The following is a 23304-nucleotide window of genomic DNA, read 5'->3' on the forward strand; positions in this document are numbered from 1 at the left end:
CGCGCCACACGATGCCGAGAAATACAAGTGGCGAAACCTGATCGAGCGGCTGTTCAACAAGCTCAAGAACTGGCGCCGCGTCGCCACCAGATACGACAAGACAAAGGAGTCTTACCTCGGCTTCGTCACCATCGCAGCAGTCAAGCTTTGGTTACCCTTTGTCCACGAGGCCTAGTAGGCTCGGGACTGAGCAACAAGACCGTCGCGTTGCAGCTCAACCTCGCCGAGAAGACAATCAAGCATCACATGTCCAGAATATTGTCGAAGCTAAACGCAAAAAACCGCACCCAGGCCGCAATGTTTCTTCGCAATTCGCTCGACACTGATGCCAGTGCGCCCGCCTCGCTTAGCGGGCTAAGCGAAAACGCCGGTAATCCTTTTGTGTCGCGGTCCGGTTGATGATTGTGCGGCCCTGCGCGTCTCGCATTACATAGCGGCCGTTGCGGATTGTCTCGCGCATGCCGTTGCGGTGGGTGATGTCGGCCTTAGCGGGGGTACTATTCGACACGTCCGTGCCGGGTGTGTCGGCAGCAGCATTACCCCCACCTTTGGCGTTGCCGTTCCCGCCACCGTTGCCATTGCCGTTCCCGCCACCGTTGCCGCCACCGTTGCCATTGCCGTTCCCACCACCGTTGCCATTGCCGTTCCCACCACCGTTGCCATTGCCGCCGCCATTGCCATTGCTTTGGGCTTCGGCGCTAGCAGGCAACAGGTTGGCACCGCCATTGGAAAGTTGCAGCACATAGGGGCAGGCGGTCGCCGCAGCGAGTACCAGCGTTGAAAAGGCCTTCGAAAAAAAACGTCGTCGCGAGAACATCATCTACCTCGTTCATTGAAGATTTGAAGCAGCCCTCGGTTCCCTTGCGTCTATTCGGCGCGCCGACGCCGTTCGCGAGCAAATAGTTCACGCCGGCATTGATGCAGCGCGCTCGGAACCTGCTACTCGCATTGCCGGCGTGACCCGCCTCCATAAGGCTGGTAGGAATTGTTTTCCGGGCTGTAAGAGCGGTAGCGCGCAAAGCATGAGGCAATATGCCGTGGCGTGAGGAAGCTCGCAGTCCCTTCCTCGACAGCGTACCGCGCATGTGGTCGATCTATCCCGATATCCGCATGGTCCACCACCTCCTCCTCTTCGCGAGTCCTAGACCCACTCGTGAAGGGAGAGACGCATTCCCGCTGGCTGCCGCTGTAGGACCTATAGCTGTTGTCCTCCGGCCGGTACGATCGATAGCGCTCCGAGCACCATTGTACGTGCGCCATCGTTGCTGCTTGGTCGGGTGCAGGCTCGGGAACAGTTTCGGTCTTTTGATCTGCGAGCGTGCCGGTTTTGATCATGTCGACAGACGGAACCTCTGGATGTTTCACGACTGTGGGGGGGTTGAACGAAGGTTTCGCAGCTACACGCTTGAGTGGCTGGGCTGATGCTGCGGAAGCTTCGCCGGTCCAGGAGGATCCGCTGCCACCCCTCCATTCAGCTCGATGCTTGCCTTCAGTGACGTAGATGGCCCCGGCGGCAATCGCGAGCGTTGCGACGAAACCGCTCAGCCCGGTTAGAAACATGCTCATGTCGTGCTCCCTGAAGTATGTTTGGTTCGGGGAGGAGACGCAGGTTCGGTCCCGGAACTCGGTGCACCGGCCAGACATGCGGCCTCGCTCGGAGACGGAGGCTGCGTGCGCACCCGGCTCCCGCTGATTAGAGCGTGCTTGACGTATTCCAGTGCGGCCGGCTCCTTCGACACGCCGAGATGGTCGTGCCGTCCGTCCTTATGCAACTTTGACCAGTCCACGGTTTCCAGCCGGCCGGTGAAGGACTTTCCGGGCTGCAAACGTGACGAGAGGGTAAACAGCCCGTCCGAACCATACATGTCGATCGCCCGGCGCACGTTGCAGGGCACTGGCGTAGGATTGTATGCTTCGAAGACGAGAAGCGTCTGGACCGGCACGCCGGCTGCGCGGAGACGCTCGGTAAATCTGGTTGCCGCGTTACCTCCCATCGAATAGCCGGCAACGGCTACTTGCGTCTCGGTATGGCGTGGCTGCGCGAGGAAATTGTCGGCCGCCCTTTGCCATTCGGCCGGATTATAGACATCGGCCCGGACGCCGGCGGCACGAATGTATTGTGTCAGGCTGTACATGCCGCTTTGCGCCATGTCGTCGCCCGCCGGCGTAAGTCCGGCGAAAAGATAGACACTGCCCTTTTCGGTAGGCGGATTGGCGAGCCCACCTTTCTGCACAACCACGGTGGAGCATCCTGTTACACACAAAGCGAAAAGAAGCGGCAGCAGCGCCGAGCCGGCAACGGGCGCGAAAAATAGCGGGCCTGCATCCCGGCGTGCGATCACAAACACCATGTGAGAACTGCCGCAAACCCAGCGAACACAGCGCCCCACAAAATGGTATCAAGCGCCACGCGCGCATTCCTGCCGAAATCCGGGTCAGTCGCACTTGGATGTCTAAGTAGTTTTGGGGTCATCGGATCGACCGTTAGATGGCGCGGATGCCCTCCGCATTTCTGCGCGCCGCGAGCTTTTCGACGCCAGTCCAGAGCCGAGGCGCGCCCGGCTCTGGATGAGTTGCGGAAAAGGTCAGTTCATCACGTGCACGACCTTGCGTGTGCCGGGGTCAACCAGAACCGTCTTGTTGTCGATGACGACATAGTCGTACTTGGCATCGGGCACTTCGAGCTTGTGCACCTCGACGGTCTCAGGCAGCGCCGTCCCGACGTTGAGTTCAACGCCAGGCAGGTTGATCGAAGCCAACGGCTTCTTCTTCACGTACTCGCGGATGACCGTTTCCTGTTCCGGCTTGATGATGACGTCTTGTGCCATCGCGGAACCGGCAAATGCTGCCAGTGCCAAGCCGGCGACTGCGCTCGTGAGATAAGCCTTCATAACAATCTCCCTTGTGAGGACTAGAACGCTTCGCTCTCTTGCCGAAGCTTGCGTCAAAACGAGGCGCAAACAGGCATGTTCCCCTGTGGGCCTTCAGGCCCATTACGGTTGGGACCAAAGTCCCAACCGTCCCATTCATTGGTCTCATGGTCGCATCGTCCGGGAACGTAGCGGCGCCGCATTGCGTTGGCCCGGCACGCTAAAAAGAGGCGTTCATGAACACCAGCGTTCGCGAGGCGCGATGGCTTTTCTACCCGGTCATTGTAGCCGGCGTTGCGCTCCTGAGCCTGGGGATGATCGTCAGTTGAGTGCAAAGTTTCACAGATGCGCAGGTCCCGTCCCTCACTGCGCTGACAGACCCTTCGGCCAGAAGCAGGTCGAAGGGTTGTTACCCGTCGCCGGGCCTCTCTCAATCTCTTCTCGGCGACGGGGGCACCTTGGAGGTTGGCGCATGTGGAGTCGCCGCGAGGCTCAGGAATTTCGACCCGATGATGTCAAGCTCTTGCAGGAATGCTTCGACGTGATCGTCGCAAAGCACTTTTTTGAATCGCGATCGGAGCGGTCGGAGGAAATAGGGACCGCACTCATTCTCGCGTTCGAGCGTGGGGTCAGAGATCGGGACGAACTTATCCGGCTCGCCAACGTCTGAGTGCTCGAGAAGATTAGGTGGGCTGTTCCCGGACGTTCATACCGCCGACACCTCAGCCCCCGATTTCCAGCATCCGGCAGGGTGGCCAATTGGAGTTGACGTCAGAGCGAGCCGGTCCAAGGTCACAACTAAATATTCACAACGGCGGAACATGCGGGACCACAGAATGTTGTGATGAACACGGAGGAAGCAAGGCAATGAACGGTGTGATTTATTTGATCGGACTGGTTGTAGTCGTCCTTGCAGTACTTTCCCTCCTCGGCCTTCACTAGGAGAGCGTTATGCAAGGGCAACCCGGATCACAGTCCGATTTCGAATCGGCGAAGGCCGAAGTTACTGCCAAAATCGGGGAAGGAAAGCGCACGGCGTCGGAGGCATTTCATGACGCAAAAGATGAGGTGACAAGGAAGGCTGGCGAATACGCGGAGGATGCAAAGGCCACTCTTTTTGAGCAAGCCGAGGGTACACAGCGCGACGTCAGCTCCAATTTGGAGGCTTTCGGGGGTGCGTTGCGGGCTGCAAGCGAGCATCTGGCAAATGCCGACCAAAGAACCGCTTCGAAATTCGTTCTTGACGCTGCAGGAGGGTTAGAGCGGCTGTCTTCCTCTCTCAAGGACAAACCGTTCGAGGAAGTCCTTGGTGAAATTCGGACCTTCGGACGGGAAAATTCTGGAGCACTTATCGCCGGCTCGGTCCTCGCGGGCCTTGCGCTTGGCCGCTTCATCAAGAGTTCCGCGGTCCCCGCCCAATCGCCACAGGCCGGGTCCATGGGTCGAGACGACGCGCCGTCAGACTGGGCCGAGGGCGGAGAGTCTCCCCTCAGCGACGATCCAAATGAAAACTGGATCAATCCGAGCGTGGGGACAGGTCCATGAACGACTCTTCGGACGGGCGCGGTCTGGTGACGCTGATCGGCGATCTGGCTCAACAGGTGACCACTTTACTCCAGACTGAGGGCAAACTTCTTCGGTCGGAAATGTCCGACAAACTAAGCAAGATTGGCGCCGGGGCTGTCGAGGTGTTGGGTGGCGCGATTTGCCTGCTCGCTGCCCTGATGGTGCTCTTGCAAGCCCTGGTCATCGCGCTAGCCAACGCCGGTCTCGGACCAGGTTGGTCGTCACTGCTCGTTGGAATAGCTGTGGCGGTTGTCGGTGTGGTGCTTCTGCGTTCAGGAGCTGCCACGATGAAGCCGGAGGATTTGGCGCCGGAACGGACACAAGAACAATTGAAGCGCGATGTGCGCGTGGTGAAGGAGCAGCTCAAATGAGCGAGAGAACCACTGCCGAATTGGAACGTGATGCCGAAGCGGCGCGCGCCCGTGTGGCCGATACTGCGGAGTCGATCCGCAATCGAATGACGCCCGGCCAGATGATAGACGAGTTCTCCGGCCTTTTCTCAGGCGGCGACGGGGCAACCGCACTCGGCAACTTGAAGGCTCAAGTGCGCGACAATCCCTTACCGCTTACGTTGATCGGGACGGGTCTTGCTTGGCTCATGCTGGGAAATGGACCCACATCGCATGCACCGTCTCAGGGCAATGGTCTAAATCGGCCAGCGGCCAGACCTGACTTCGGCAATTCGAGCGTTGGCGACGCTGCCTCGCGCAGCGGGGGACCGAGCGCGAGCATCAAAACAGCCGCTAGCGAGTCGGCGAGCGCATTGGGGGATATGGTGTCGAATGCGGCCCGATCCGCGAAATCGACGGCGGCGGATACATCGGAGGCAGTTCGAGACAATCTTTCGGAGGGCAAACGATGGGTTGAAGACATCGCCGGCGGAGCGACTAACAGTGTTGGGGATATCGCAGCGAAAGCTCGCCAATCCGCAACTGACTTGTTTGAAAATGAGCCGCTGATCATCGCGGCGTTAGGTTTGGCAGTCGGAACCGCCATCGGTGCGATGCTGCCTCGGACCACACTCGAGGATCAAAATCTCGGCGCGTATTCGGATAAGGTCCGCGGAGCCGCGAAAGATTTGATGGAGAAGGGAGTGGAAGGAGCAAAGGAAGTTGCAGCTGACGCTTACCAGACTGTCAAAGACGAAGCGGACCGGGTTGGGATGAGTCAAACTGGCGACACATCGCTCGTCGGCAAAGTGACCGAAGTCGTCAAATCCACATCTGCAAAGACCGAGGATGCGATACGTGAGAAGATCGTTCCGCCTCACCCCGCGTGATCTTTGGAACTTGATTGAACCGTGGGGTGATACTTATCGGGCGACTAAGTTCGCAGCTCTAGCGGCTTCACCGACGCTCGCCGCCGCCGATTTGGTCATGATTTGAACTCGGCGACCGCGATCCGCTCGGCTGCAAAGGGCAGCCGGGCCAAAACTTGGTGGGCCTCTTCGAACAGGCAAAGTCCGTCCTTAACCATTCCAGCGATGAACCAAACGGTTGGCGCTCGAGCATTGGCCCAGATCGGACTTTGTCGTTGCGGCATCGAGGGAACAAGGAACTTCCTCATGTCGTCCGATGCCGATGAACAAAAGCATGCCGAAGCGCTACCACCGCAACTCGCCTCGCCAAAGAAACTGGGATCATCAGGGCCCAGGCTGCCGAACTTGTAGGTCTGCTCGGCCCGAACTGGACATCCCTTGTCCGTGAAGCGAGATTGCTTCGAAGGCGGCGGTAGCCGCAAGAAGGCACCGGTTGATTGTCGATGCCTCGTTCAGGTCATCAGGCCTTCGAAAGTATCGATCGGGCAAAGATAGAGATCACACCGGTGATCGAATGGAGGTCGCAGTGACTGCGGGCGAAGACGAGACTTTAGGATTTGGCGTTTCGCAGATCCAAGATGTTCGCCATTTCCGTTATGGCACTCCTTACGTTCTCCCAAGCTGCTTTTTCAACAGCACCTAAACCGCCCTTCGCCGGCACTTCGACCTGAAATTACACTCGGCATTGCAGGTTGCTCTCGAACGTAAGTCGGTAAACGGAAGCACCGCTGCCCTATCCGACACTGTCGCGCCCGAGCCGGAGCAGCCGCAAACGCCAGCCGTGAACCCGAAGAGGTCAATCCACGCCGACCATATCGTCTGCCTGGAGGAGGGACTGAAGTTCGCGTCGCTGAAGCGTCATCTGATGACCAGCCATGGGTTGACGCCCGAAGGCTATCGATAGAAATGGGCTTGGCGCCTGATTATCCTATGGTGGCGCCGAGCTATTCGGTTCGGCGCTCCGCACTTGCAAAAGACTCAGACCTCGGCGGTGTTTCTGTTTCGGTCTCCCCAAAACGTGGGCCTACCAACAAATGAAGCAAAGTCGCCGGCGGCCCTTCGCAGTTGGGTTTATCGCTTAGATCACAACGAAATCGGCTGCGGTGATTGTGGGCGATCCCGCGAGCGACGCGAACTTGATTGCTCCGTAAGTGCCGCCTGAGCCGTCCCTGTCGAAGTAAAGGTTGCCGGTGTCCGAATTATACAGGATGCGGTCGCTGGCATCCTTGGCCGATATTGCGATGTCCTTAAAAGCGCTGTCAGGTAGCGCCCCGATCACCAGGCCGATGAAGAGGGCGTTGTCGACGTGGATCGTGTCATCAACGCGGTTTAAGTCGGTGATGGTGTCGATATTGGTCGCGGCATTCAATGCCGTGTTGAAGATAAAGATGTCGGCTCCCTTGTGGCCAGTCAGTGTATCGTTGCCGGTATAGCCTTTGATGGCGTCGTTGCCGGCGCCGCCATTGATGGCGTTGTTCGCGGCGTTGCCGAAGACGTTGTCGTTGTAGTTCGACCCCGACAGGTTCTCGATCGAGTTGAAGGCGTCGCCCGTGGCGTCGCCCGAATTGATCGCCGGGTTGGCGAGGCTGACAGTGACGGCCTTGGTCGCCGAGGCATAGGACGCCCGGTCCAATCCGCTGCCTCCGCTCAGATAGTCAGCGCCGGTGCCGCCCATAAGCGTGTCGTTGCCGTCACCGCCGAATAGGCGACTGTTGCCGCCGCCGGCATAGAGCTTGTCGACGCCGACTTCGCCCAGCACGTTGCCGTCGATGGTCCCGAGCCGGCCGTCATAAAGATCATCACCTTCACCCAGGAAGGCGTCGCCGATCATCTTGCCGGTGTTGGTTATGAGGTCTTTCGACGGTCCGTTGGATACGAAGGAGTTTTGAGCGCTCGCGATCGTCCCGGAATTGCTGACGGTGAGCGTTTCGGAGGCGAAGTGATAGACAGCGATGCCGTCGGCGTTCACGATTCCAGTGTTGATGAAGCTCGAACTCGTGGCCGGAAGGGGGCCGTCGGAACGGAAGGAAACAGCCACGGCTTCGATGATCGCCGACGCTTCCTGTGCGATGAGACCGTGATTGACGATCTGCTGGCCGTCCCCAAAGAGGCGTATGCTGTTTCCTTCGAATGCACGAACCTGGCCGGTGGCCTCCACGGTGACACTGTTTGGCCCTCCTCCGGGATAGAAGCCGAGGACGATCGCGTCACCATAGCTCGCGACCGTTCCGGCAACGATGACCTCGTGGCCGTCGGTGACACCCGAATTTATCACGCCGTTCAGGAAGACCTGCTGGGCAATGAACACGTCGTCGTCGTCGACCAGTGTGGGGGACGTCGTGCCGCTTTGCGGGAAATGCCATGCCATGATCGCGCTCCGTGTATGCCCGCCCGGAAAATGACCGTGCCGGCGTGAATTCACGACAAGAGCTTAGTACGCCAGTTGCGTGCGAGGTCTCGACGCTTCGGCCTTGGCACCTGCGTCTGGCGCTTCTCATTCGAATGCAGGCTGAGCGTCTGATCTACTTTCTTCACGCCCCATGCATCTGCGGAGCTTAACACGAGATCGTCGTGCATAGCCGGCATGTCTGGTCCGAACCGGTCGCGCAGAGCACGGTCTGGCGGTAAGCGACCACCGTTCATTGCGGCATCGATCAGGCTTTGCAGTGCCGATCCCATGAGGCAATATAAGCATGAGGCAATATAAGTATGTGTGGGGGGAGATATGACTGTGATTGCGAATGGCATCTTCCAGCGAGGCGGGCACGGTAAGCTAGTCTCGCTGGAGGCCATTTACCAACGTCGTAAGTCGTGATGCTTGTGTGGGGAGGAGTTCCGGCAACCGACATGGACGCATCACAACAACCCACCCTAAGCCTGTATCGACCTGAATGGCGAGCGCTGGCTTTGGGGCTTGCGGTCAGCCATCTCATGACGAAGCCGTCATTTATGCGAATTCGTTTTGGAGAGTTGTCGCAACTGTTGGCTGGGGTTATTAATCGCGACCACTATTTTTTTGTAGTCGACGAGACCCATCGCGTTCAAGGATTTGCGGGGTGGGCCCTTACCAGCCGCAACAATGCGGAAGACTGGCTGAATAGCCGCCGCGGATTAAGATCCAGCGACTGCCTTGCGGGCGAATGCATCGTCATGAACGCCTGGTCCGCAAACAGCACCTCGGCTCATCGATACATGTTGAAAGAGGCGCGACGACTTCTGCAAGACAAAGATGCCCTTTTCTTTAAGCGTTATTATGAAGACGGCAGCACTCGCCCCGTGCGCATCAACATGCTCGGCCTTTCCCTTTAGCTGGACTACGTCCTTTGGAGCTGGTGTGCCAACCCGCGACAACTGCAATTGTGCAAGCTGAGCGCGACATCATAAGATTGAAACTGAACGCGTGGCCATCTGCAGAAGCGAGGCGACCAGGTAATGACTGAGTTTGTCGGGACTGACGCAGGCGAAATCGCGGATGCCACCGATGGCACGCTCTTTGGTTTTACTGGCGGAACGGTCGCCGACCTGACGGATGCCGATGGCGACATCTTTCGTGCATTTGACGGCGGTGATGTCATCGAAAGCGGCGTCGGCGATGACACGCTCGACGGCGGCGCTGGCGATGACATCCTGAACGGCGGTGGCGGGTCTGATCGGCTTATCGGCGGCCTCGGCGACGACATTTACGAGGTCGATAGTCTGGGGGATACCGTTGTCGAGGAAGCGGGCGAAGGGACGGATTCGATCGAAACCACGCTTCTGAATTACTCTCTTGCTTCCCTGCCTGCAGTTGAAAACCTGACCATTTTCTCGCTGTCGGAAACCGACGGATTGGTCGCGACAGCCACGGGAAATGACCTTGACAATCTCTTGAGCGAAAATTTTCTCCGGCCGGGCCAAGTCACTCTCATCGGCGGAGCCGGGAACGACACGTTCTTAGGCGGTACGGTGGAAGACCTGTGTTATGGCGGCATTGGAGACGATACGTACGTCTTCAGAGAGGGAAAGGGCGCTGGACACGCGATAACAGTCTTCGAGAATAAAAACGAAGGCATCGATACGCAGCTCTACCAAAGCCTTACGGAGACGCGTACCGTCTCCCTCTACGACAACGTCGAAAAACTGATAATTAAAGATCACAATAATCTTGGAACTTACGGCGGAAATTCCATAGACAACTATATCGAAGTGGAAATACGAGACAATTACAACACTTCCGATCCTCAAAAATTCAATGTGATTCATGGCTTCGACGGCCATGATACGATCGTTGCGAGCAAGTTCGCCGATCATGTGTTCGGCGATGAGGGTAACGATGTCATAGACGGCGGCGCAGGCGCGGACCAAATGTCCGGCGGCACCGGCGACGATACCTTCTATGTCGACGATGCCGGCGACGTGGTGACCGAAGCCGTGGGCGAGGGTTACGACAGGGTCTCGGCGCGAGGCGACTACGCGCTCGGCGCCGGCCAGGAAGTCGAACTTCTAACGACCACCAACTACGGTGCGGTGCGCAATATCGACCTGAAGGGCAACGAATTCGCACAGACCATCGTTGGCAACAACGGCAACAACTGGCTGCATGACGGCGGCGTTGGCGGCGCCGATACGCTTCGGGGTCGAGAGGGCAATGACTTCTATACGGTCTACAATTCGAGCGCGGTGATCATTGAGGTGAAGGGTCAGGGTGACTTCGACCGGCTCGCTGCCGGCGTCGACTGTGTGCTTGCGCAGGGCGTCGAGATCGAGTCATTGCGAACTACCAACATGCACGCAATCTACAGCATTGACCTCACCGGCAACGAGTTCGGCCAGCAGATCATCGGAAACGACGGCGACAATCGGATCGACGGCAAGGGCGGTAACGATACGATCCAGACGGGCCTCGGCAACGACATCGTGGTGTTCTCGGCCGCGCTTGACGGCAGCACTGATAAAATCACCGATTTCATCGTCACCGACGATCAGATCGCACTCGACAGTTCGATCTTCACCGCACTTAGCGTCGGGGCGCTCGATGCTTCCGCCTTCAAGGATAACATCCTGTCCGCGCGCGATGCCGACGACAAGATCATATACAACTCCAACACCGGTTCGCTATTTTACGATGCGGACGGGCTTGGTGGAGCGGTCGCTGTGAAATTCGCCTCGCTGGCGACGGGGCTGGCTCTGACCGCCGCCGATTTCGTGGTGGTCTAAGGCGAAGCTCGCGCTCGGCTGGCGCCGCGCAAGCGGCCCGAAGGAACGTTTTATGCGTCGGCGCTTCCGTCAGCGCGCGCAAGCCGGGCGATGTCGGCGAGAACCATGCCTCACCTAAGCTCAAGGCTTTCCATGCGCGACGCGTGTCAGATGCGGGTAAGCCCGCTGGCCGTGGTGCAGGAAGCCCGAAGTGGCCAGCGGGTTCTATTGCCGAGGCGGAACTATCTACAAAACCGCGGATGGATACTCAACTGTTATAGTAACGATCAGGTAAATTCTTGCCAAAGACGCGCTCTGCGGCCCGGAATAGCAGCATGTTCGCCGGCTCGTCGGAAAGGTTGCGTGCGCGGCGAGAACCTAGCCTGTTTCCGACACGACCAACCCGTCGTGTTTGAGGGAACACAGCGGGCCTCATGTGGTTGCCAGGGGGGAAATTCGGGGGATGGCAACCAAAGCCGAAACATAAGGGGGCCGATCCCTAAGCAGACTGCCCGGCTGCCATCGCTGCGGCCGGGTTACTATTATCTTTGATTGCGTAGTACACGCGCGTCGCAAATGCGGAACGAAAACGCCAGGATTGGCATGGGACACGGTTCCGTCGCGCCGATCAGGAAAGCAGCGCGTGCGTCAACCTTTCTCCGCCTGCGACCGTTGCGCGTGTTCAAAGAGGAGCGATGCCATGCCGACCGAGAACCAACTGCAAGCTGTCAGCGAAGCCCATAAACAGCGCCGCATCCAGAAAGGCGTAGACGCCAGGGAGCGGTGGAAAAGGAGGGCCGCAAATGTATCCTTCTGCCGGGCGATGTCACCGAGCGCGACTATGGCCGCAAGGCCGTCGCCGACACCGTGGATCAATTCGGCCGCATCGACGTGCTGGTCAACAATGCTGCATTCCAGATCCACTCGGCCGAGTTCGAAGATCTGACGGAGGAGCATTTCGATACCACCCTGAAGACCAACCTCTACGGAAGAAGCCTTGCCACATATGAAGCCGGGCTCGGCGATCATCAATACCGGGTCAGTGACAGGCATCGATGGGAGTAAGGAACTGGTCGACTATTCTATGACCAAGGGCGGAATTCACGCCTTTACGCGCGCGCTATCGGGCAGCCTCATTGCCAAGGGTATTCGCGCAATGCGGTCGCCCCCGGGCCAGTATGGACTCCGCTCAACCCATCGGAAAAGAAAGCGGAGGATGTGTCGAAATTCGGTGCCAAGACGCCAATGAAACGACCGGCTCAACCCGAAGAGATCGCGCCGGCCTATGTCTTCCTCGCGTCGCCACACTGCTCCAGCTATATTACTGGCGAAGTGTTGCCGATATCGGAGGATACTAAGCGGGCCGGGCGGGTTATGCGCTCGCCTGCCGTTTCGTTGGCCAGTGAGAGAAGTCGGGAAAACCCCACTGTTCGCCGTACCGCCGTGCCCGACTAAGGCGGCCCGTCAGGTTGGGTCTCAAACGCTTGAGCCTTATTCGTCCATATGTTCAGGCATCTCTTTTAGCTGTTCTTTGGTCCAGCTTGTCACCGCATGGACATCGCCGTCTTCGTCCCTCATGAAATCGAGGTCGCTGGCGGACACCGAGACTGGCTTCGCCCCGATACCAAGAAAGCCGCCAACGTCGATGACGACTTGTGTGCTTGTGCCTAAGCCGTGGACGTGGTTCACAGATCCGATTTTGCTATCGTCCCTGTCGTAGATCGTCGCTCCTTCCAAAACTTCGGCTGTGAGTTCCTCCGGCGAGAGGCGAATGTGGTTGGTATGGTCCATTTTCGTTCTCCTTCTCCGCTACCAACCCCGCGAGCGCACGACCGTTCCCACGCCTAGAAGAATTCAGCCGAACAGTGCGTCGCAGACGCCAAGGCGGAAGGAATTGAACCTGAGGAGATTGAGGCTGAGGTAGGTGACCTCAAAGAGTACATCGCAGAAGCTCTCGTGGAAAATCATCCAGCCACGGGCCTGGAGCCACCTCGCGTCGACAAACAGCAACTCGGCGGTTTGACATCTACGCGACGAAAGGGAGCACTCGCATGAGCGCTACGCGAGAATTTTTCGAAACGTGGCTTCAAGAGAACGTCGGGAATCTGTCTGCTAAAAGTGAATTGAGTTTACCTGTTCTCGCCAACAATTCGAACAGGATGCCGAAGCTGCGGGTTACGGCCGCGATATACGCGAGGAGGATCTCGGAAACATCGAGACTGCGATCGAAGAAGCCTTGAACAGCCCGCGAGATGCCGAAAATAAAACGCTTCCCATCGAAGAGAGCGATCTCGCGCCGGTCATGGAGGCGCTCAAAGTAGAGGACCCCAAAAGTGGGCCATGAAATTTCGACAATGTCGACCGGATCGCCGACTTCATCATCGCCGACGAAATTGTCCACCGTGATGACGCGACGTCGGCGCGCCGCTCTCGAGTCGCTGGCCGCCTCGACGTTCAAGAATACCGCGATCGCGCCGAAGGACGCTAGCGACCGCATCATCTACAAAACCGAAACTGGCGCCCTCAGCTATAATGCAGACGGTCGGCAATGACCGCTTCGCCACCTCCGTGATCGCTGGTGCTGCCCCCTGCGGGTTTCGCTATGGTCTGACGCTCAAACCTAGAGAATGTTGGATTTCAGTTCCCTTCCCTCTACCATCGCCAATCGGCAAAACATTCTCTGTGATTTTTCAATGGCCCTCAAAAGCCCAGCATTTCCGGGCTTTTTAAGCAAAACCTTGTGCGGGCTTTGAGCGTTCCAACCGCCGTTTTCGTTCTCTACAGGGGCACATTCTCCAAAGCTGGGGACTTGCCAAATCCGACACCAGGTTTTCGCCCCTTGATTTTGCTTGGTTTTCGCCCGGCGTGCTTAGCGTAGTTCGATGAGCACGCTGCTAGGCGCAGGGAACCGGGTTCGAAACAAATCTATTGATTCCGGGGCTACTCCATCAAGATGAGAAGGCTCGCCATGCCCCAATGACGTCGCCACACGCTGCAGCCTTCCTGATCGGCGTCTGCAAATTGCTCGCGAGGTGGATCAGGCCGAAGCCTGCCGATTGAGCACGTCCGCGATTTTGGCAAAAGATCGGCCCGATGGCTGCGGCTGGCGGGGTTTTTTTGCATTTTGGCCTTGTGCGAAAAACGATGACCGCTCACCCTCTCGGTGTTAGTGTTTTGCCGATGCATCCCTTACGTGACGGCACTCCTGCCCGCCGGGCGAATCCGGCGGGCTTTTCTTTTTTCGCAATGATCGCTTACCCGCGCGGATCGTTTAATCCAAAGTACCCCTACTGCCGTACAGAGCTTCTGATTAGACCTTTGAGTGGGCCGCTCGGAGGAATATCATGGCGCCAGATCAGAGGTCAAAAACCGAAAAGCTTCGCGACCTGCATGGTTTGCTACGCGAGATGAAGGAAATCACCGATGCAGAGCGATTTGGTTTTCTTTCACATCTTCTGGAAATGGCATATATCGAGTCCGGAGACATGCTTCGGAAATCGAGACCTTGAAGGTCAACTTTGGTAGTCGGTGGCCCTAACGGTTCCTTTACTATCATGATTGAGTATTTGAGGGCGGTTTTTTAATTTGTTCCGCCTCACGCAACGCAGCCCGCTGGCCAACTTCAAGCCCCCCGCACGCTGGCCAGCGGGCCATTTTGCGTCTGCGAGGAACGCCACTGCGGCCGGATCATTGTCCTCCATCGCAGCCACTTTCTGATGCCCAGCTAGATCTGCCAAGCCCGTCCCCCCTGTCAGGTTGGCGGGCTTACTATTTGACGGACCTGTTACCCGGGAATAGACTTCGTGCCTGGGCCGGAACGCTCCGGCATGAGGGCCACATGCGAAACCGAAGAGTGGTTGAGGGGTTCAGTCCGTGGGACTTGAACAACCTTCAGGACTGTTTCGATGCAATCCTCGTTGCATCGCGGCTCGATAAGAGCAGCGAGGCCGATGAAGCCGCCCAGGCTCTCATCCTTGCCTATAAGAACGGCGTAAGGGATCGGGACGAACTCATTCGGCTTTCCGATCCCCGCAGGAGGAGCTGACCCCGCCCCCCGATCCGAAGTTACTCAGCCGGACCTTTCCGCGCCTCGGCCTCGTCTTCGGCAACGGTCGACACGACGACGTGTTCAAATGGTGCGACGAGCGACCAGCGCAGTTGACCAGGGGAGCGATCAAGAATGGCACTCCCACTCAATCCTTGTGGCGCCACACGCTTCAGCACAGTCGTTCCAAACCCTTCCCGGTCGTCCGATTTGCCGTTCCCATGGGGGATCGAGGTCTCGTCCCAATTCAAAAAGAATTCGCGACGGCCAGCTACGTTGGTTTTTACCTCCCAATTTACGGCGACACGGCCGACATCGCTGGCAAGCGCGCCGTATTTGGCGGAGTTGGTGCCAAGCTCGTGCAAGGCCATGCCAATGCTCTGGACGGCATTGGGCAGAAGGGCCAGCAAAGGCCCGGATAGCAAAATTTGGTTCTCATGCCCGAAAGGCTTGAGATGTTCCTGGATCACATCGAAAAGGCTGGACCCCGACCATTCCGCTGTCACCAAAAGATCGTGCGAGCGCGATAAGGCCATGATGCGCTCGCTTACGCGACCTTCGAATTCGCTCGGACTGATGGAATGTTTGATTGTCTCGCGAATGATCGCCAGGATCACCGCGAATTGATTTTTGACGCGATGGTTGACCTCCCGCATTAGAAGACGAATGCGCCGCTCGCTTTCCTTAGCGGTGGTGATGTCCCTGGCGATTTTTGAGGCGCCAACGATTTCCCCAACAGAGTTGGTTATAGGCGAAACGGTAAGAGACACGTTGACGAGCTTACCGTCTTTGCGCCGTCGAACTGTCTCATAACTGGAAACTCGCTCGCCCCGCCGAACGCGGGTAATGATGTCGGTCTCTTCGCTTTGAAGATGCTCAGGTATCAAAATGAGGATTGATTGCCCTATCGCCTCCTCGGCGGTGTAACCAAACAGGCGTTCAGCGGCCAGGTTCCATGTCTGGATGACGCTGTTGAGATCCTTGCTGACGATCGCGTCAAATGAAGAATCGACGATTGCCGCAAGCCGGGAATTCACGTCCGCCTGTTCCAGCGCGCTTATGCTTATGATCTTAGCCATCCGCGACCTTCACCGACTGAGTTCGACGCCGTAAATATCATTTGAAACGCTGGAAGGTCGAACGGCTCAACCCCGGCGCTTCAGCCAGTCCGCTCTGAATTTCAGGTCGGCGGCGAAGAAGTGGTCGCCGTCGCCGTTGTGGGCCCTCACCCAGAAGTCGCGCTGCGGGCCGTTGGGCAACTCGTCTGAAGCTATCTCCGGCAGAGCCTCAACTGCATGTTTTTCAACCTCCTCGGTGCCCGGAAGGTCGATCCCTACCTCATCCAGTGTGACGTGATCGCCGTCAAACACATCGAAGTAGTATCGTGCCATGGGCAGTCCTCCCGAGCTTGTTCCTTAGCCACCCAACTTGCGCTCTAAAACTTTGTTCCTGAATCACTTTTTCGTTCCCGTTGCCGCTTGGGGTCCGGCGCCTAGACTCCCTTCCGTGCCAAAGAGTACCGGGGACAGGCTCGCGTTCATCGAGCCCATGCTTCCGACCCTCGTCGATGATTCCCCCGAGGGTGCCGATTGGATTCGGGAAGTCAAATTCGACGGCTACCGGTCCCAACTCGTTAAGGAATTCGACAGGGCGCGCATTTTCACGCGGAATGGGTTTGACTGGTCGGCGAAGTATGCGCCGCTGGTCACGGCAGCCGCCGACATCGATGCGGTCGACGCCATAATTGACGGCGAGATCATCGTCTTCGATCTACTCGGCCCGCCGAACTTTAAAGCTCTGAAAAGCGCCATCGATCGCGAACCGGGAAAGCTAGTCTTCATTGCGTTTGATCTGCTCTATCTCAGCGGCCATGATCTGCGCCGGATGCCGGTCGAGGAGCGGCGCGCACCTCTCGCCGACCTCATCGAAGACAGCAACACGGGCGGACGGATTCAACTCAGCGAGGCGATAGAGGGAACTGCCGAACAGGTCTATCGCGCGATCGACGGGCAAGGCTTGGAAGGCATGGTCTCCAAGCGCGTCGGCTCGCCCTATGAAAGCGGCCGGGTCACATCATGGCTCAAGGTGAAGTGCTACGATGAAGGCGATTTCACCATCGTCGGCGTGCAGCGGGATCGCGGCAAGCCAGCTATGGCGATGATGACCGCGCGGGCAAATACGTCGGCTTTGTGACGCTCCCGCAAGGCATCCGGCAACGGCTTTGGGATCGCGTCCAGGCAAAGACCGGCGGACAGGCGCCAAAGGGTCTCACGCCGGCAAAGGCCGAATGGGTAAAGCCCGGACTCGTCGCGCGCGTGAAGGTCCTGAAGGGCGAGGACAAGCTGCGCCACGCCACGGTGCAGAGTTTCCGCGAAGGTAAGCTTATTACTGACGATCCTCAATTTCGGGAGGAGTGAGGTCGGAATAGGCTGCGTTCCAGTCGCGAAGCGCCTCCAGAACTTCTTCATCCTGGAGCGTGTCGCCGTAGCTGCCGATGATCGACAACAAGTCCGACTTCGCTCCCAGCTTGCGTGCGGCCTCGTAAAATTCCAGACCGATCGCGGCCTTGATGTTCTTCCCGCCCATAACCTCGCCTCCCCAAGCCGCATCATACTGCGCTCATGAGAAGGACTGTGCAAAGTCTTTCGCGGGAGTATCCATCACCAAAATGGAAGCGCATGACCGGTTGGCTCAAAGGCGGCGGCCAATCCTATCACCACGGCTACCACAATGCCGGCGGTCGCCAGAGCGACAATCATTCGGGGGTCATCCATCGTGCCCTCGTCAGCGAAATCCAACGCAGCCGTTCGGCGCTTCCTCTAGCAGGTCGCCGATCGACTGAAACCATGCCGCCTCGACTTTTCGCCGCTGCCGCACGTGGCGACAATTCGTGTCCGCGATCATTGCCTGGCCGAGTGATGCCAGAGCCATGCGCTGATAGCCCGCAGAACCATTTCCCCGTCATCGGCGATTGGTGCATCTCGTAGATGCGCCCCACGACTTCGCCTTTCATCCGGCGATCGAAGGCGCTGAAATCCCTATGCCCCTCGCCGGGCCATGTCTCACGCCATTTGAGGCGCAACACCACTGGTGGGCTTTGAACCGTTTCGGCCAACCGTTCGTTGTGGCGATCTGCGGAGGAATTCATGAGCAAACGAGGACGAAGATTTCTGAATGACTGGCTATCCGAGCATATTCCAATCGGTGCCGAACCGGATAGCGTTCTCGCCAGCGAACTTGCTGATCGCTTGCTTCTCGACGCTGAGGTCGCAGGCATGACGGAAGACGATATCGACGAGGAAGTTGACAGCGTTTTCGAGGCAGCCCTACGCTCGATAAAGAAGCACAAGCGCAAAACGAAGGGAGGCTGACGAGCGACGTGGTTGAAGGAACAATGCTCTGCATGGCGTGTAACACCGCTTTCGCTGGCCATCCCTGGGCGCGGCATTGCTCGGAGGCTTGCCAGGCAATCACGCGCAAGAAGGCTGCAAAGCGACGGAACCAGCGTCGGGCGGCCCGACAGGGGGCTGTGCGGTAGGAAATAGGCTGCGCCGTGTGCGGCAGTGTGGTAGCCGCGCAAAGGATGACCCGGCGCTATTGCTCAATCGCTGTGTCGGCAGAAAGCCTTTCAGGCTCGGCAGAGGAGGCCAGTACTTCGAATGCGCCCCCCGGCTGCACCCTAACCGCTAATTCTCATTGCGGACCCCAACCTGCTCCGGCCTACCGGTCAAACCACCACGAAGTCTGCCGCCGTAAGTACGGGTGAGCCGGTGATCGTGGCGAAGCGAACGTTACCGAACGCTGTACCGGAGCCATCGGCATCGTAGCAGAGTGCTCCAGTGTCGGAGTTGTAGATGATCCGATCGTCGGCGTCCTTTGGACCCAAAGCCGTGTCCTTGAATGCCGACGCGTCCAGCGCGCCAATCGCCAGCGCGGAAAAGATTGCGTCGTCTAACTCGATCTGGTCGTCCGCTACACTGAAATCCATGATGCGGTCGATGTTGTCCGCGCCCAGCGCAGTCGAAAAGCGGAAATAGTCTGAACCACCCATACCGAACAGCACATCGTTTCCGCCTGCTCCGTCGAGGACGTTAGCGCCGTCATTGCCGCGAACGAGTTGGACGAATTCGTTTCCGGTTAGATTTACAGCGTAGAGCGCATGAAGCGAGGTGGTGTTGAGGTGCTCTACGAAGACGCCGGCTCCCAGGATATAGTCAACACCCACGCAGACACGGTCTACACCTTCGCCGATCGTCTCGACCACTACGTCGCCGGAATTGTAGACAGCATAGCCGTCATTGCCGCCATGTCCGATCAGGATGTCGGCGCCGCCCACGCCACCGTCGTTCAGGAAATTGCCACCCTCGTCGCCGATAAGCGTATCGCTGAACAGCGATCCAGTCAGGTTTTCGATGCCAGTCAGCGTGTCACCGCTGGCATCTCCGGAGGATACCTGCGGTCCCGAAAGCAGGAGATCGACCGTGACGCCAGCGCTCGATGCGGCATAACTCACCGTGTCATTGTCAGCTCCTCCGTTCACCGTCTCGGCCCAAGCGCTGGCGAGAAAGCTATCGTTACCGGCCGCCCCGTTCAGCGTCGCCGCGCCGGTCAGGAAGTCGTTGCCGGCGCCGCCGTCGAGCATACCGGCGCTGGTTCCGATCCCGGTTAGCACGTCGTCGAAGGTCGAGCCGATCGCGCTGCTGATGTCGCTCAGCGTGTCGCCTTGGGCATCCCCACCCGCGCCGGTGCCGGCGCCGAGGTTGACGCTCACGGCTGCGCCCGAACTGGAATAGTCGGCTGTGTCGACGCCGCCACTCCCCGTGAGGGCATCGGCTCCCGCGCCACCGATTAAGGTGTCGTCAGTGAAAGATGATCCGATGAGAGTATCGTTGCCCGACGACCCGATCAGGCGCTCGATGCCGCTCAGCGTGTCGCCTTGGGCGTCGCCGCCGCTGCCGATCCCGGTGCTGAGATTGACGCTCACAGGTGCGGCGGAGGCTGAATAGTCAGCCGTGTCCGCTAAACCAGCACCACCCTGCAATGCGTCGGCACCATCGCCACCGATCAGCCGGTCGTTTGCGGCACCACCGAGCAGAATATCGTTGCCGCCGTTGCCGTCGAGGACATCATCGCCCCCCTGGCCGTTGATCGTGTTGGCGCCCGAGTTGCCCGTGAGGTTGTCTCCGCCGGTGTTCGAGCCAATTAGATTGGTAATGTCAGTGAGCCAGTCGCCTTGGGCATCACCACCAAAACCCTGCGAGGCATTGGTGAGTTGGATATTGATGCCCAGTATCGGCAAGGTGAGGCTGACCAACACTGACAGGTCGATAAGGACGCCGTCGACGGAGGTGGTGTAATCAGCCGCATTGATGCCCGATGGGGTGATTATACCGGCGGCGTTGAGCATGCCGCCGATGACAACGTCCGCACCTGCGCCGCCACGAATCACATCATCCCCAGAATAGCCGACTGCGACGTCGTCGCCGCCGAGTGCATCGACGAAATCGTTGCCAATAGCCTGGATCGGACCGATGATGAGATCTGGAATGATTTCGGCGCTATTGCTCCCGGTGAAAGTGGCCATGGCATTCCCCTAGTCCTGAACGCATGCAAAGCACGCTCGGGGTGGTTGTATCACCGCATTGGCAATGGCCAAATACGTGTGCGGCAAACTTCTGGCTTTATCTCCGGCCCATGAACATTATGCCTAACAAAGGGCGAATGATCGTCGCTCCACGGTGACCGAGCGGCGTGCAGCCGGGCAAGTGCGCGCGAGAGTGCCGCCCAACACCCGCACCGTCCCCGGGCACTCAGTCTTTCCCTGAGAAGCGGATGCTTGACCTTTCAAGGGAACTAGCAGCGGGATGCCTACTTCCGCAGCCTGACACCAGCCCCACCGCCGTTCTCGGGAATGAACTCGACGCCGGCGCGCCCTTAAGTGCGCCTGCGTGTTCCAATTTCTTCGACTTCGTCAAAGAACGTGTCTGCAATGAGCCGCAGTTCCGACGCTTCTCTTTGCAGGGCCGTCCGCTCGTCACCTGATATCTTTTCGGGACGCGGCTTGAGGTCAGCCCGGAGCTTTTCCATGCGGCGGCCCCACTCATCCATCTGTGATTTCGTCGGAACACGCCGCTCGCCCATACCAAAACAGTACAGCAAGCGCGACGCAGACGCGACGCAAAACCGGTTCCCCGGAAGGGGGAGTCTTGACGTTTCGTGCGAACAGGAACAGCATGTCCGTGGGCGTAGAAACCCGGACTAGGACCAGACCGCAGCCACCTTTGCCGAGGTGCCTTTCCCTTGCCGGGGAGAGGGCGGTTGAAACGTAGCCATTTCGGCTACGAACGGACGCGCTTGGCGGCGCGGCTCCGACCGGCAGTATATGGCCGGGGGCGTCGCTGCTGTCCAGAGGGGCAACCCTTAAAAAGCGCCGGCCTGTCGTCCTGGCAGGTTTCTACCCCCCGGCTATCGGTCCGCCACCGAGTTGCCCGTCTCGCCAACCTGGCGACACGGGGCCGGCCGTAGAAAGCCGGTTCGAACCCAGGACGAAAGACAATGGATATCGGAGGACAACTAACCCGGCGCGCAATGCTCTCCAGCACCCCCGCGCTCGCCGTGGCTGTGGCAACACCCGCCGCCGCAGTCTGCATCAACGCTCCGCTTGACCCGGATGCTGAGCTTGTTCGGCTTGGTGCCGAGTTCGATCGTCAATACGAGGCGTGGAAGCCCAACTGGCGTCAGATGCACGCGATGGGCGAAAAATGGCAGGATTTTCGCCAGAAGCGGCAAGTTCGCTGATTTCATGGATGCATGGCGCACGCCGGAAGGCGAGGCATATGAAGACGCCATCGAAGCCAACAATGAGAAACTGACCAGCCTTGACGAACTGGCTAAGCTTATCCGCGCAATACCACCGTCAACGCTTGTCGGATTGAGAGTGCATGCCCGTGCCTGCCGCTTCGATTGCCTTCCGTTTCCCAAGCTGGAGGAGCCTCGCCAAGACTGGGATTGGGATGTTGCGTGTCTCACGGGCTTTCTGGAGCACGTCGAGCGCTTGGCTGGAAAGGAGGCGGCGTCATGAGCGTAGCCCTTCCCGATCTCGACCTGTCTAGGCTGGATATCATGGACCTTGGCACCCTCTGGCGGCAGCTTCATGAGATTTCGCTACCCTTGCAGCGGATCGTCGATGAAGACCCCTGCACAAAGGCAAGGCCTGACGAGCTTTTGTCCGACCTGACCGCTGTCGGCGTGTCGCTGGATGAAATTTGGGTTTGGCTTCACAAGCAGCGCTGGCGCATCCCAGACGAAATGCGAGGAAGAAATCCGTCCGATGCATCGGAGCGAGAAGATCGAAATATGGTGCTTCTCTCAGCGGCTGTGGAAGGTGGCGAGTTCCCCGAAGGTGTCGCGGCGCTGGCGGCAACTCTCGCCAACGAGGCGGCTGCCGCCCGACGCAAACAGGTCAGAGCGTGACCTATCTCGCGTTCGCCGCCGGCATTGTCATTGCCTTCGCGTTCGGCTTCGTGCTCGGCGACAGGCGGGGCGTGCGGCAGGCCAACGAGGTGCTGGACCACAACAACCGCGTGCTGCTCCAGGCGATCGGAGGCAGCGTGCGGGCGCCTGTCGATGACGAGAGCGTGGTGCGGAAAAGTGTGCCGCTGCACTGACTTTCCCCAACCGTTGAATGTGAGCCCGGCCTGCGGAAACGTGGCCGGGCTTCCTTATGAGTTCGAGATGTGAGAGGGTACACACTGCCTGCACAGGGCTCCAAATCGATGCCCGTGAAGAAGTCGGTTCGAATTTTGGAAACACCCGCAGATACCCGGTGACACAATGGCGATACCGGCTGTAGACAGAAATAACTCCTGCCTGATCCACATCTGACAAATCCAGGAAATGTTAGGACATCCACATGACAACCTACGCCCTCGACGATAAAGACAACACGATCAGCGCCGGCAACGGCACCGACTTCTTCCAGGGTCCTGGCGGCGGCGGCGACAGCCTGCGCGGCAATGGCGGAAACGACACGTTTGACATTCAGACCGGCCAGACTGGTCTCATCGACGGTGGATCGGGATATGACCGAATTCACCTGACTGGGCCTGGCTATAACAAGCTGGACGCCGGCCTCAATATCGTCGGCGTCGAGGAACTAGGCCTCGTGGACAAAGGGTAACCAAAGCTTGACTGCTGCGATGGTGACGAAGCCGAGGTAAGACTCCTTTGTCTTGTCGTATCTGGTGGCGACGCGGCGCCAGTTCTTGAGCTTGTTGAACAGCCGCTCGATCAGGTTTCGCCACTTGTATTTCTCGGCATCGTGTGGCGCG

At 58.5% G+C, this 23304-nt stretch carries 26 protein-coding genes and 5 pseudogenes; 18 read left to right on the forward strand and 13 right to left on the reverse strand.

Going from position 1 to position 23304, the window contains the following annotated elements; all coding sequences use genetic code 11:
- Both ACH196_RS35115 and ACH196_RS35120 read left to right on the forward strand, forming a co-directional pair.
- A pseudogene (locus ACH196_RS35115) lies at positions 1–175 on the forward strand (IS5/IS1182 family transposase); the annotation flags it as partial.
- Entirely contained in the window at positions 148–399 is a 252-nt protein-coding gene (locus tag ACH196_RS35120; RefSeq protein ID WP_396651471.1) for a response regulator transcription factor, read from the forward strand. The pseudogene ACH196_RS35115 and the gene ACH196_RS35120, both read left to right, overlap by 28 nt.
- On the opposite strand, the gene ACH196_RS35125 is transcribed toward ACH196_RS35120, so the two are convergent.
- The 4 genes from ACH196_RS35125 to ACH196_RS35140 all read right to left on the reverse strand — a co-directional run bounded on the left by ACH196_RS35125 (position 347) and on the right by ACH196_RS35140 (position 2891).
- A complete protein-coding gene (locus tag ACH196_RS35125) occupies positions 347–820 on the reverse strand; it encodes a hypothetical protein (protein WP_396651472.1) in 474 nt (157 codons plus the stop codon). The genes ACH196_RS35120 and ACH196_RS35125 overlap by 53 nt on opposite strands.
- Before the next feature lie 119 nt (positions 821–939).
- Positions 940–1566: a BA14K family protein gene (locus ACH196_RS35130; protein WP_396651473.1), complete on the reverse strand. Its 627-nt coding sequence runs from the start codon at positions 1564–1566 to the stop codon at positions 940–942.
- Entirely contained in the window at positions 1563–2240 is a 678-nt protein-coding gene (locus ACH196_RS35135; RefSeq protein WP_396651474.1) for a thioesterase domain-containing protein, read from the reverse strand. The genes ACH196_RS35130 and ACH196_RS35135 overlap by 4 nt, the downstream gene beginning before the upstream one ends.
- Positions 2241–2585: 345 nt before the next feature.
- Complete coding sequence (locus ACH196_RS35140; protein WP_396651475.1) at positions 2586–2891, reverse strand: DUF1236 domain-containing protein; 306 nt, start codon at positions 2889–2891, stop codon at positions 2586–2588.
- Between the two features lie 930 nt (positions 2892–3821).
- On the opposite strand from ACH196_RS35140, the gene ACH196_RS35145 reads away from it, so the two are divergent.
- The 4 genes and pseudogenes from ACH196_RS35145 to ACH196_RS35160 all read left to right on the forward strand — a co-directional run.
- Positions 3822–4415 carry a hypothetical protein gene (locus ACH196_RS35145; RefSeq protein WP_396651476.1) on the forward strand — a complete coding sequence of 198 codons (594 nt, stop codon included), beginning with the start codon at positions 3822–3824 and terminating at the stop codon, positions 4413–4415.
- Positions 4412–4807, forward strand: coding sequence for a phage holin family protein (locus ACH196_RS35150; protein WP_396651477.1), 396 nt, complete (start codon positions 4412–4414; stop codon positions 4805–4807). Before ACH196_RS35145 ends, ACH196_RS35150 begins: the two co-directional genes overlap by 4 nt.
- Positions 4804–5715, forward strand: a complete 912-nt coding sequence (locus ACH196_RS35155; protein WP_396651478.1) for a hypothetical protein — start codon at positions 4804–4806, stop codon at positions 5713–5715. The genes ACH196_RS35150 and ACH196_RS35155 overlap by 4 nt, the downstream gene beginning before the upstream one ends.
- Positions 5716–6520: 805 nt before the next feature.
- A pseudogene (locus ACH196_RS35160) lies at positions 6521–6792 on the forward strand (MucR family transcriptional regulator); the annotation flags it as partial.
- A gap of 40 nt (positions 6793–6832) precedes the next feature.
- Here the strand turns inward: ACH196_RS35160 and ACH196_RS35165 are convergent.
- Entirely contained in the window at positions 6833–8122 is a 1290-nt protein-coding gene (locus tag ACH196_RS35165; RefSeq protein ID WP_396651479.1) for a calcium-binding protein, read from the reverse strand.
- Positions 8123–8601: 479 nt separating this feature from the next.
- Between ACH196_RS35165 and ACH196_RS35170 the strand changes: the two genes are divergently transcribed.
- The 4 genes and pseudogenes from ACH196_RS35170 to ACH196_RS35185 form a co-directional block, all read left to right on the forward strand.
- A complete protein-coding gene (locus ACH196_RS35170; protein ID WP_349008621.1) occupies positions 8602–9063 on the forward strand; it encodes a toxin-activating lysine-acyltransferase in 462 nt (153 codons plus the stop codon).
- 123 nt (positions 9064–9186) lie between these two features.
- Positions 9187–10098, forward strand: a pseudogene (locus ACH196_RS35175) (calcium-binding protein); the annotation flags it as partial.
- Positions 10099–10950 (forward strand): hypothetical protein, encoded by an 852-nt coding sequence (locus tag ACH196_RS35180; protein WP_396651495.1) that lies wholly within the window; start codon positions 10099–10101, stop codon positions 10948–10950. It begins immediately after the preceding pseudogene.
- A gap of 753 nt (positions 10951–11703) precedes the next feature.
- Positions 11704–12287, forward strand: a pseudogene (locus ACH196_RS35185) (SDR family oxidoreductase); the annotation flags it as partial.
- Between the two features lie 133 nt (positions 12288–12420).
- On the opposite strand, the gene ACH196_RS35190 reads toward ACH196_RS35185, so the two are convergent.
- Both ACH196_RS35190 and ACH196_RS35195 read right to left on the reverse strand, forming a co-directional pair.
- Positions 12421–12720 carry a PRC-barrel domain containing protein gene (locus tag ACH196_RS35190; protein WP_396651480.1) on the reverse strand — a complete coding sequence of 100 codons (300 nt, stop codon included), beginning with the start codon at positions 12718–12720 and terminating at the stop codon, positions 12421–12423.
- Positions 12721–13015: 295 nt separating this feature from the next.
- Entirely contained in the window at positions 13016–13387 is a 372-nt protein-coding gene (locus ACH196_RS35195; protein ID WP_396651481.1) for a hypothetical protein, read from the reverse strand.
- A gap of 886 nt (positions 13388–14273) precedes the next feature.
- Here ACH196_RS35195 and ACH196_RS35200 point away from each other — a divergent pair.
- Entirely contained in the window at positions 14274–14438 is a 165-nt protein-coding gene (locus tag ACH196_RS35200) for a hypothetical protein (RefSeq protein WP_396651482.1), read from the forward strand.
- A gap of 556 nt (positions 14439–14994) precedes the next feature.
- On the opposite strand, the gene ACH196_RS35205 is transcribed toward ACH196_RS35200, so the two are convergent.
- The gene (locus tag ACH196_RS35205) at positions 14995–16053 is read right to left on the reverse strand and encodes a PAS domain S-box protein (protein ID WP_396651483.1); all 1059 of its coding nucleotides are present in this window, start codon (positions 16051–16053) and stop codon (positions 14995–14997) included.
- A 66-nt stretch (positions 16054–16119) separates the two neighbouring features.
- Positions 16120–16365, reverse strand: coding sequence for a DUF6894 family protein (locus tag ACH196_RS35210; RefSeq protein ID WP_396651484.1), 246 nt, complete (start codon positions 16363–16365; stop codon positions 16120–16122).
- A gap of 52 nt (positions 16366–16417) precedes the next feature.
- On the opposite strand from ACH196_RS35210, the gene ACH196_RS35215 reads away from it, so the two are divergent.
- Positions 16418–17167, forward strand: coding sequence for an ATP-dependent DNA ligase (locus tag ACH196_RS35215; protein ID WP_396651485.1), 750 nt, complete (start codon positions 16418–16420; stop codon positions 17165–17167).
- Positions 17168–17359: 192 nt separating this feature from the next.
- Here the strand turns inward: ACH196_RS35215 and ACH196_RS35220 are convergent, their stop codons facing one another.
- Positions 17360–17560, reverse strand: coding sequence for a hypothetical protein (locus tag ACH196_RS35220; RefSeq protein ID WP_396651486.1), 201 nt, complete (start codon positions 17558–17560; stop codon positions 17360–17362).
- 560 nt (positions 17561–18120) lie between these two features.
- Between ACH196_RS35220 and ACH196_RS35225 the strand changes: the two genes are divergently transcribed.
- Positions 18121–18345 carry a hypothetical protein gene (locus ACH196_RS35225; RefSeq protein ID WP_396651487.1) on the forward strand — a complete coding sequence of 75 codons (225 nt, stop codon included), beginning with the start codon at positions 18121–18123 and terminating at the stop codon, positions 18343–18345.
- Between the two features lie 356 nt (positions 18346–18701).
- Here the strand turns inward: ACH196_RS35225 and ACH196_RS35230 are convergent, their stop codons facing one another.
- The gene (locus tag ACH196_RS35230) at positions 18702–20558 is read right to left on the reverse strand and encodes a calcium-binding protein (RefSeq protein ID WP_396651488.1); all 1857 of its coding nucleotides are present in this window, start codon (positions 20556–20558) and stop codon (positions 18702–18704) included.
- A 350-nt stretch (positions 20559–20908) separates the two neighbouring features.
- On the reverse strand, positions 20909–21082 hold the full coding sequence (locus ACH196_RS35235) for a hypothetical protein (RefSeq protein ID WP_396651489.1): 174 nt from the start codon (positions 21080–21082) through the stop codon (positions 20909–20911).
- 447 nt (positions 21083–21529) lie between these two features.
- Between ACH196_RS35235 and ACH196_RS35240 the strand changes: the two genes are divergently transcribed.
- From ACH196_RS35240 to ACH196_RS35260, 5 genes are all read left to right on the forward strand, one after another.
- Entirely contained in the window at positions 21530–21772 is a 243-nt protein-coding gene (locus ACH196_RS35240) for a hypothetical protein (protein WP_396651490.1), read from the forward strand.
- Between the two features lie 4 nt (positions 21773–21776).
- Complete coding sequence (locus ACH196_RS35245; RefSeq protein ID WP_396651491.1) at positions 21777–22055, forward strand: hypothetical protein; 279 nt, start codon at positions 21777–21779, stop codon at positions 22053–22055.
- The gene (locus tag ACH196_RS35250; protein WP_396651492.1) at positions 22052–22447 is read left to right on the forward strand and encodes a hypothetical protein; all 396 of its coding nucleotides are present in this window, start codon (positions 22052–22054) and stop codon (positions 22445–22447) included. Before ACH196_RS35245 ends, ACH196_RS35250 begins: the two co-directional genes overlap by 4 nt.
- A complete protein-coding gene (locus ACH196_RS35255) occupies positions 22444–22641 on the forward strand; it encodes a hypothetical protein (protein ID WP_396651493.1) in 198 nt (65 codons plus the stop codon). Before ACH196_RS35250 ends, ACH196_RS35255 begins: the two co-directional genes overlap by 4 nt.
- Before the next feature lie 245 nt (positions 22642–22886).
- The gene (locus ACH196_RS35260) at positions 22887–23153 is read left to right on the forward strand and encodes a hypothetical protein (protein WP_396651494.1); all 267 of its coding nucleotides are present in this window, start codon (positions 22887–22889) and stop codon (positions 23151–23153) included.
- Here the strand turns inward: ACH196_RS35260 and ACH196_RS35265 are convergent.
- Positions 23130–23304 (reverse strand): annotated as a pseudogene (locus ACH196_RS35265) (IS5/IS1182 family transposase); the annotation flags it as partial. The gene ACH196_RS35260 and the pseudogene ACH196_RS35265 overlap by 24 nt on opposite strands.

Origin of the sequence: Mesorhizobium sp. IMUNJ 23232, assembly GCF_044326205.1 — a bacterium.
Classification (GTDB): domain Bacteria; phylum Pseudomonadota; class Alphaproteobacteria; order Rhizobiales; family Rhizobiaceae; genus Kumtagia.

Excerpts from the sequence above, each read along its gene's own strand:
- ACH196_RS35125 (WP_396651472.1), bottom strand. The coding sequence starts at position 820 with ATGATGTTCTCGCGACGACGTTTTTTTTCGAAGGCCTTTTCAACGCTG.
- ACH196_RS35130 (WP_396651473.1), bottom strand. The coding sequence starts at position 1,566 with ATGAGCATGTTTCTAACCGGGCTGAGCGGTTTCGTCGCAACGCTCGCG.
- ACH196_RS35140 (WP_396651475.1), bottom strand. The coding sequence starts at position 2,891 with ATGAAGGCTTATCTCACGAGCGCAGTCGCCGGCTTGGCACTGGCAGCA.
- ACH196_RS35145 (WP_396651476.1), top strand. The coding sequence starts at position 3,822 with ATGCAAGGGCAACCCGGATCACAGTCCGATTTCGAATCGGCGAAGGCC.
- ACH196_RS35150 (WP_396651477.1), top strand. The coding sequence starts at position 4,412 with ATGAACGACTCTTCGGACGGGCGCGGTCTGGTGACGCTGATCGGCGAT.
- ACH196_RS35155 (WP_396651478.1), top strand. The coding sequence starts at position 4,804 with ATGAGCGAGAGAACCACTGCCGAATTGGAACGTGATGCCGAAGCGGCG.
- ACH196_RS35165 (WP_396651479.1), bottom strand. The coding sequence starts at position 8,122 with ATGGCATGGCATTTCCCGCAAAGCGGCACGACGTCCCCCACACTGGTC.
- ACH196_RS35170 (WP_349008621.1), top strand. The coding sequence starts at position 8,602 with ATGGACGCATCACAACAACCCACCCTAAGCCTGTATCGACCTGAATGG.
- ACH196_RS35180 (WP_396651495.1), top strand. The coding sequence starts at position 10,099 with ATGTCCGGCGGCACCGGCGACGATACCTTCTATGTCGACGATGCCGGC.
- ACH196_RS35190 (WP_396651480.1), bottom strand. The coding sequence starts at position 12,720 with ATGGACCATACCAACCACATTCGCCTCTCGCCGGAGGAACTCACAGCC.
- ACH196_RS35200 (WP_396651482.1), top strand. The coding sequence starts at position 14,274 with ATGGCGCCAGATCAGAGGTCAAAAACCGAAAAGCTTCGCGACCTGCAT.
- ACH196_RS35205 (WP_396651483.1), bottom strand. The coding sequence starts at position 16,053 with ATGGCTAAGATCATAAGCATAAGCGCGCTGGAACAGGCGGACGTGAAT.
- ACH196_RS35210 (WP_396651484.1), bottom strand. The coding sequence starts at position 16,365 with ATGGCACGATACTACTTCGATGTGTTTGACGGCGATCACGTCACACTG.
- ACH196_RS35220 (WP_396651486.1), bottom strand. The coding sequence starts at position 17,560 with ATGGGCGGGAAGAACATCAAGGCCGCGATCGGTCTGGAATTTTACGAG.
- ACH196_RS35225 (WP_396651487.1), top strand. The coding sequence starts at position 18,121 with ATGAGCAAACGAGGACGAAGATTTCTGAATGACTGGCTATCCGAGCAT.
- ACH196_RS35230 (WP_396651488.1), bottom strand. The coding sequence starts at position 20,558 with ATGGCCACTTTCACCGGGAGCAATAGCGCCGAAATCATTCCAGATCTC.
- ACH196_RS35235 (WP_396651489.1), bottom strand. The coding sequence starts at position 21,082 with ATGGATGAGTGGGGCCGCCGCATGGAAAAGCTCCGGGCTGACCTCAAG.
- ACH196_RS35240 (WP_396651490.1), top strand. The coding sequence starts at position 21,530 with ATGGATATCGGAGGACAACTAACCCGGCGCGCAATGCTCTCCAGCACC.
- ACH196_RS35245 (WP_396651491.1), top strand. The coding sequence starts at position 21,777 with ATGGATGCATGGCGCACGCCGGAAGGCGAGGCATATGAAGACGCCATC.
- ACH196_RS35250 (WP_396651492.1), top strand. The coding sequence starts at position 22,052 with ATGAGCGTAGCCCTTCCCGATCTCGACCTGTCTAGGCTGGATATCATG.
- ACH196_RS35260 (WP_396651494.1), top strand. The coding sequence starts at position 22,887 with ATGACAACCTACGCCCTCGACGATAAAGACAACACGATCAGCGCCGGC.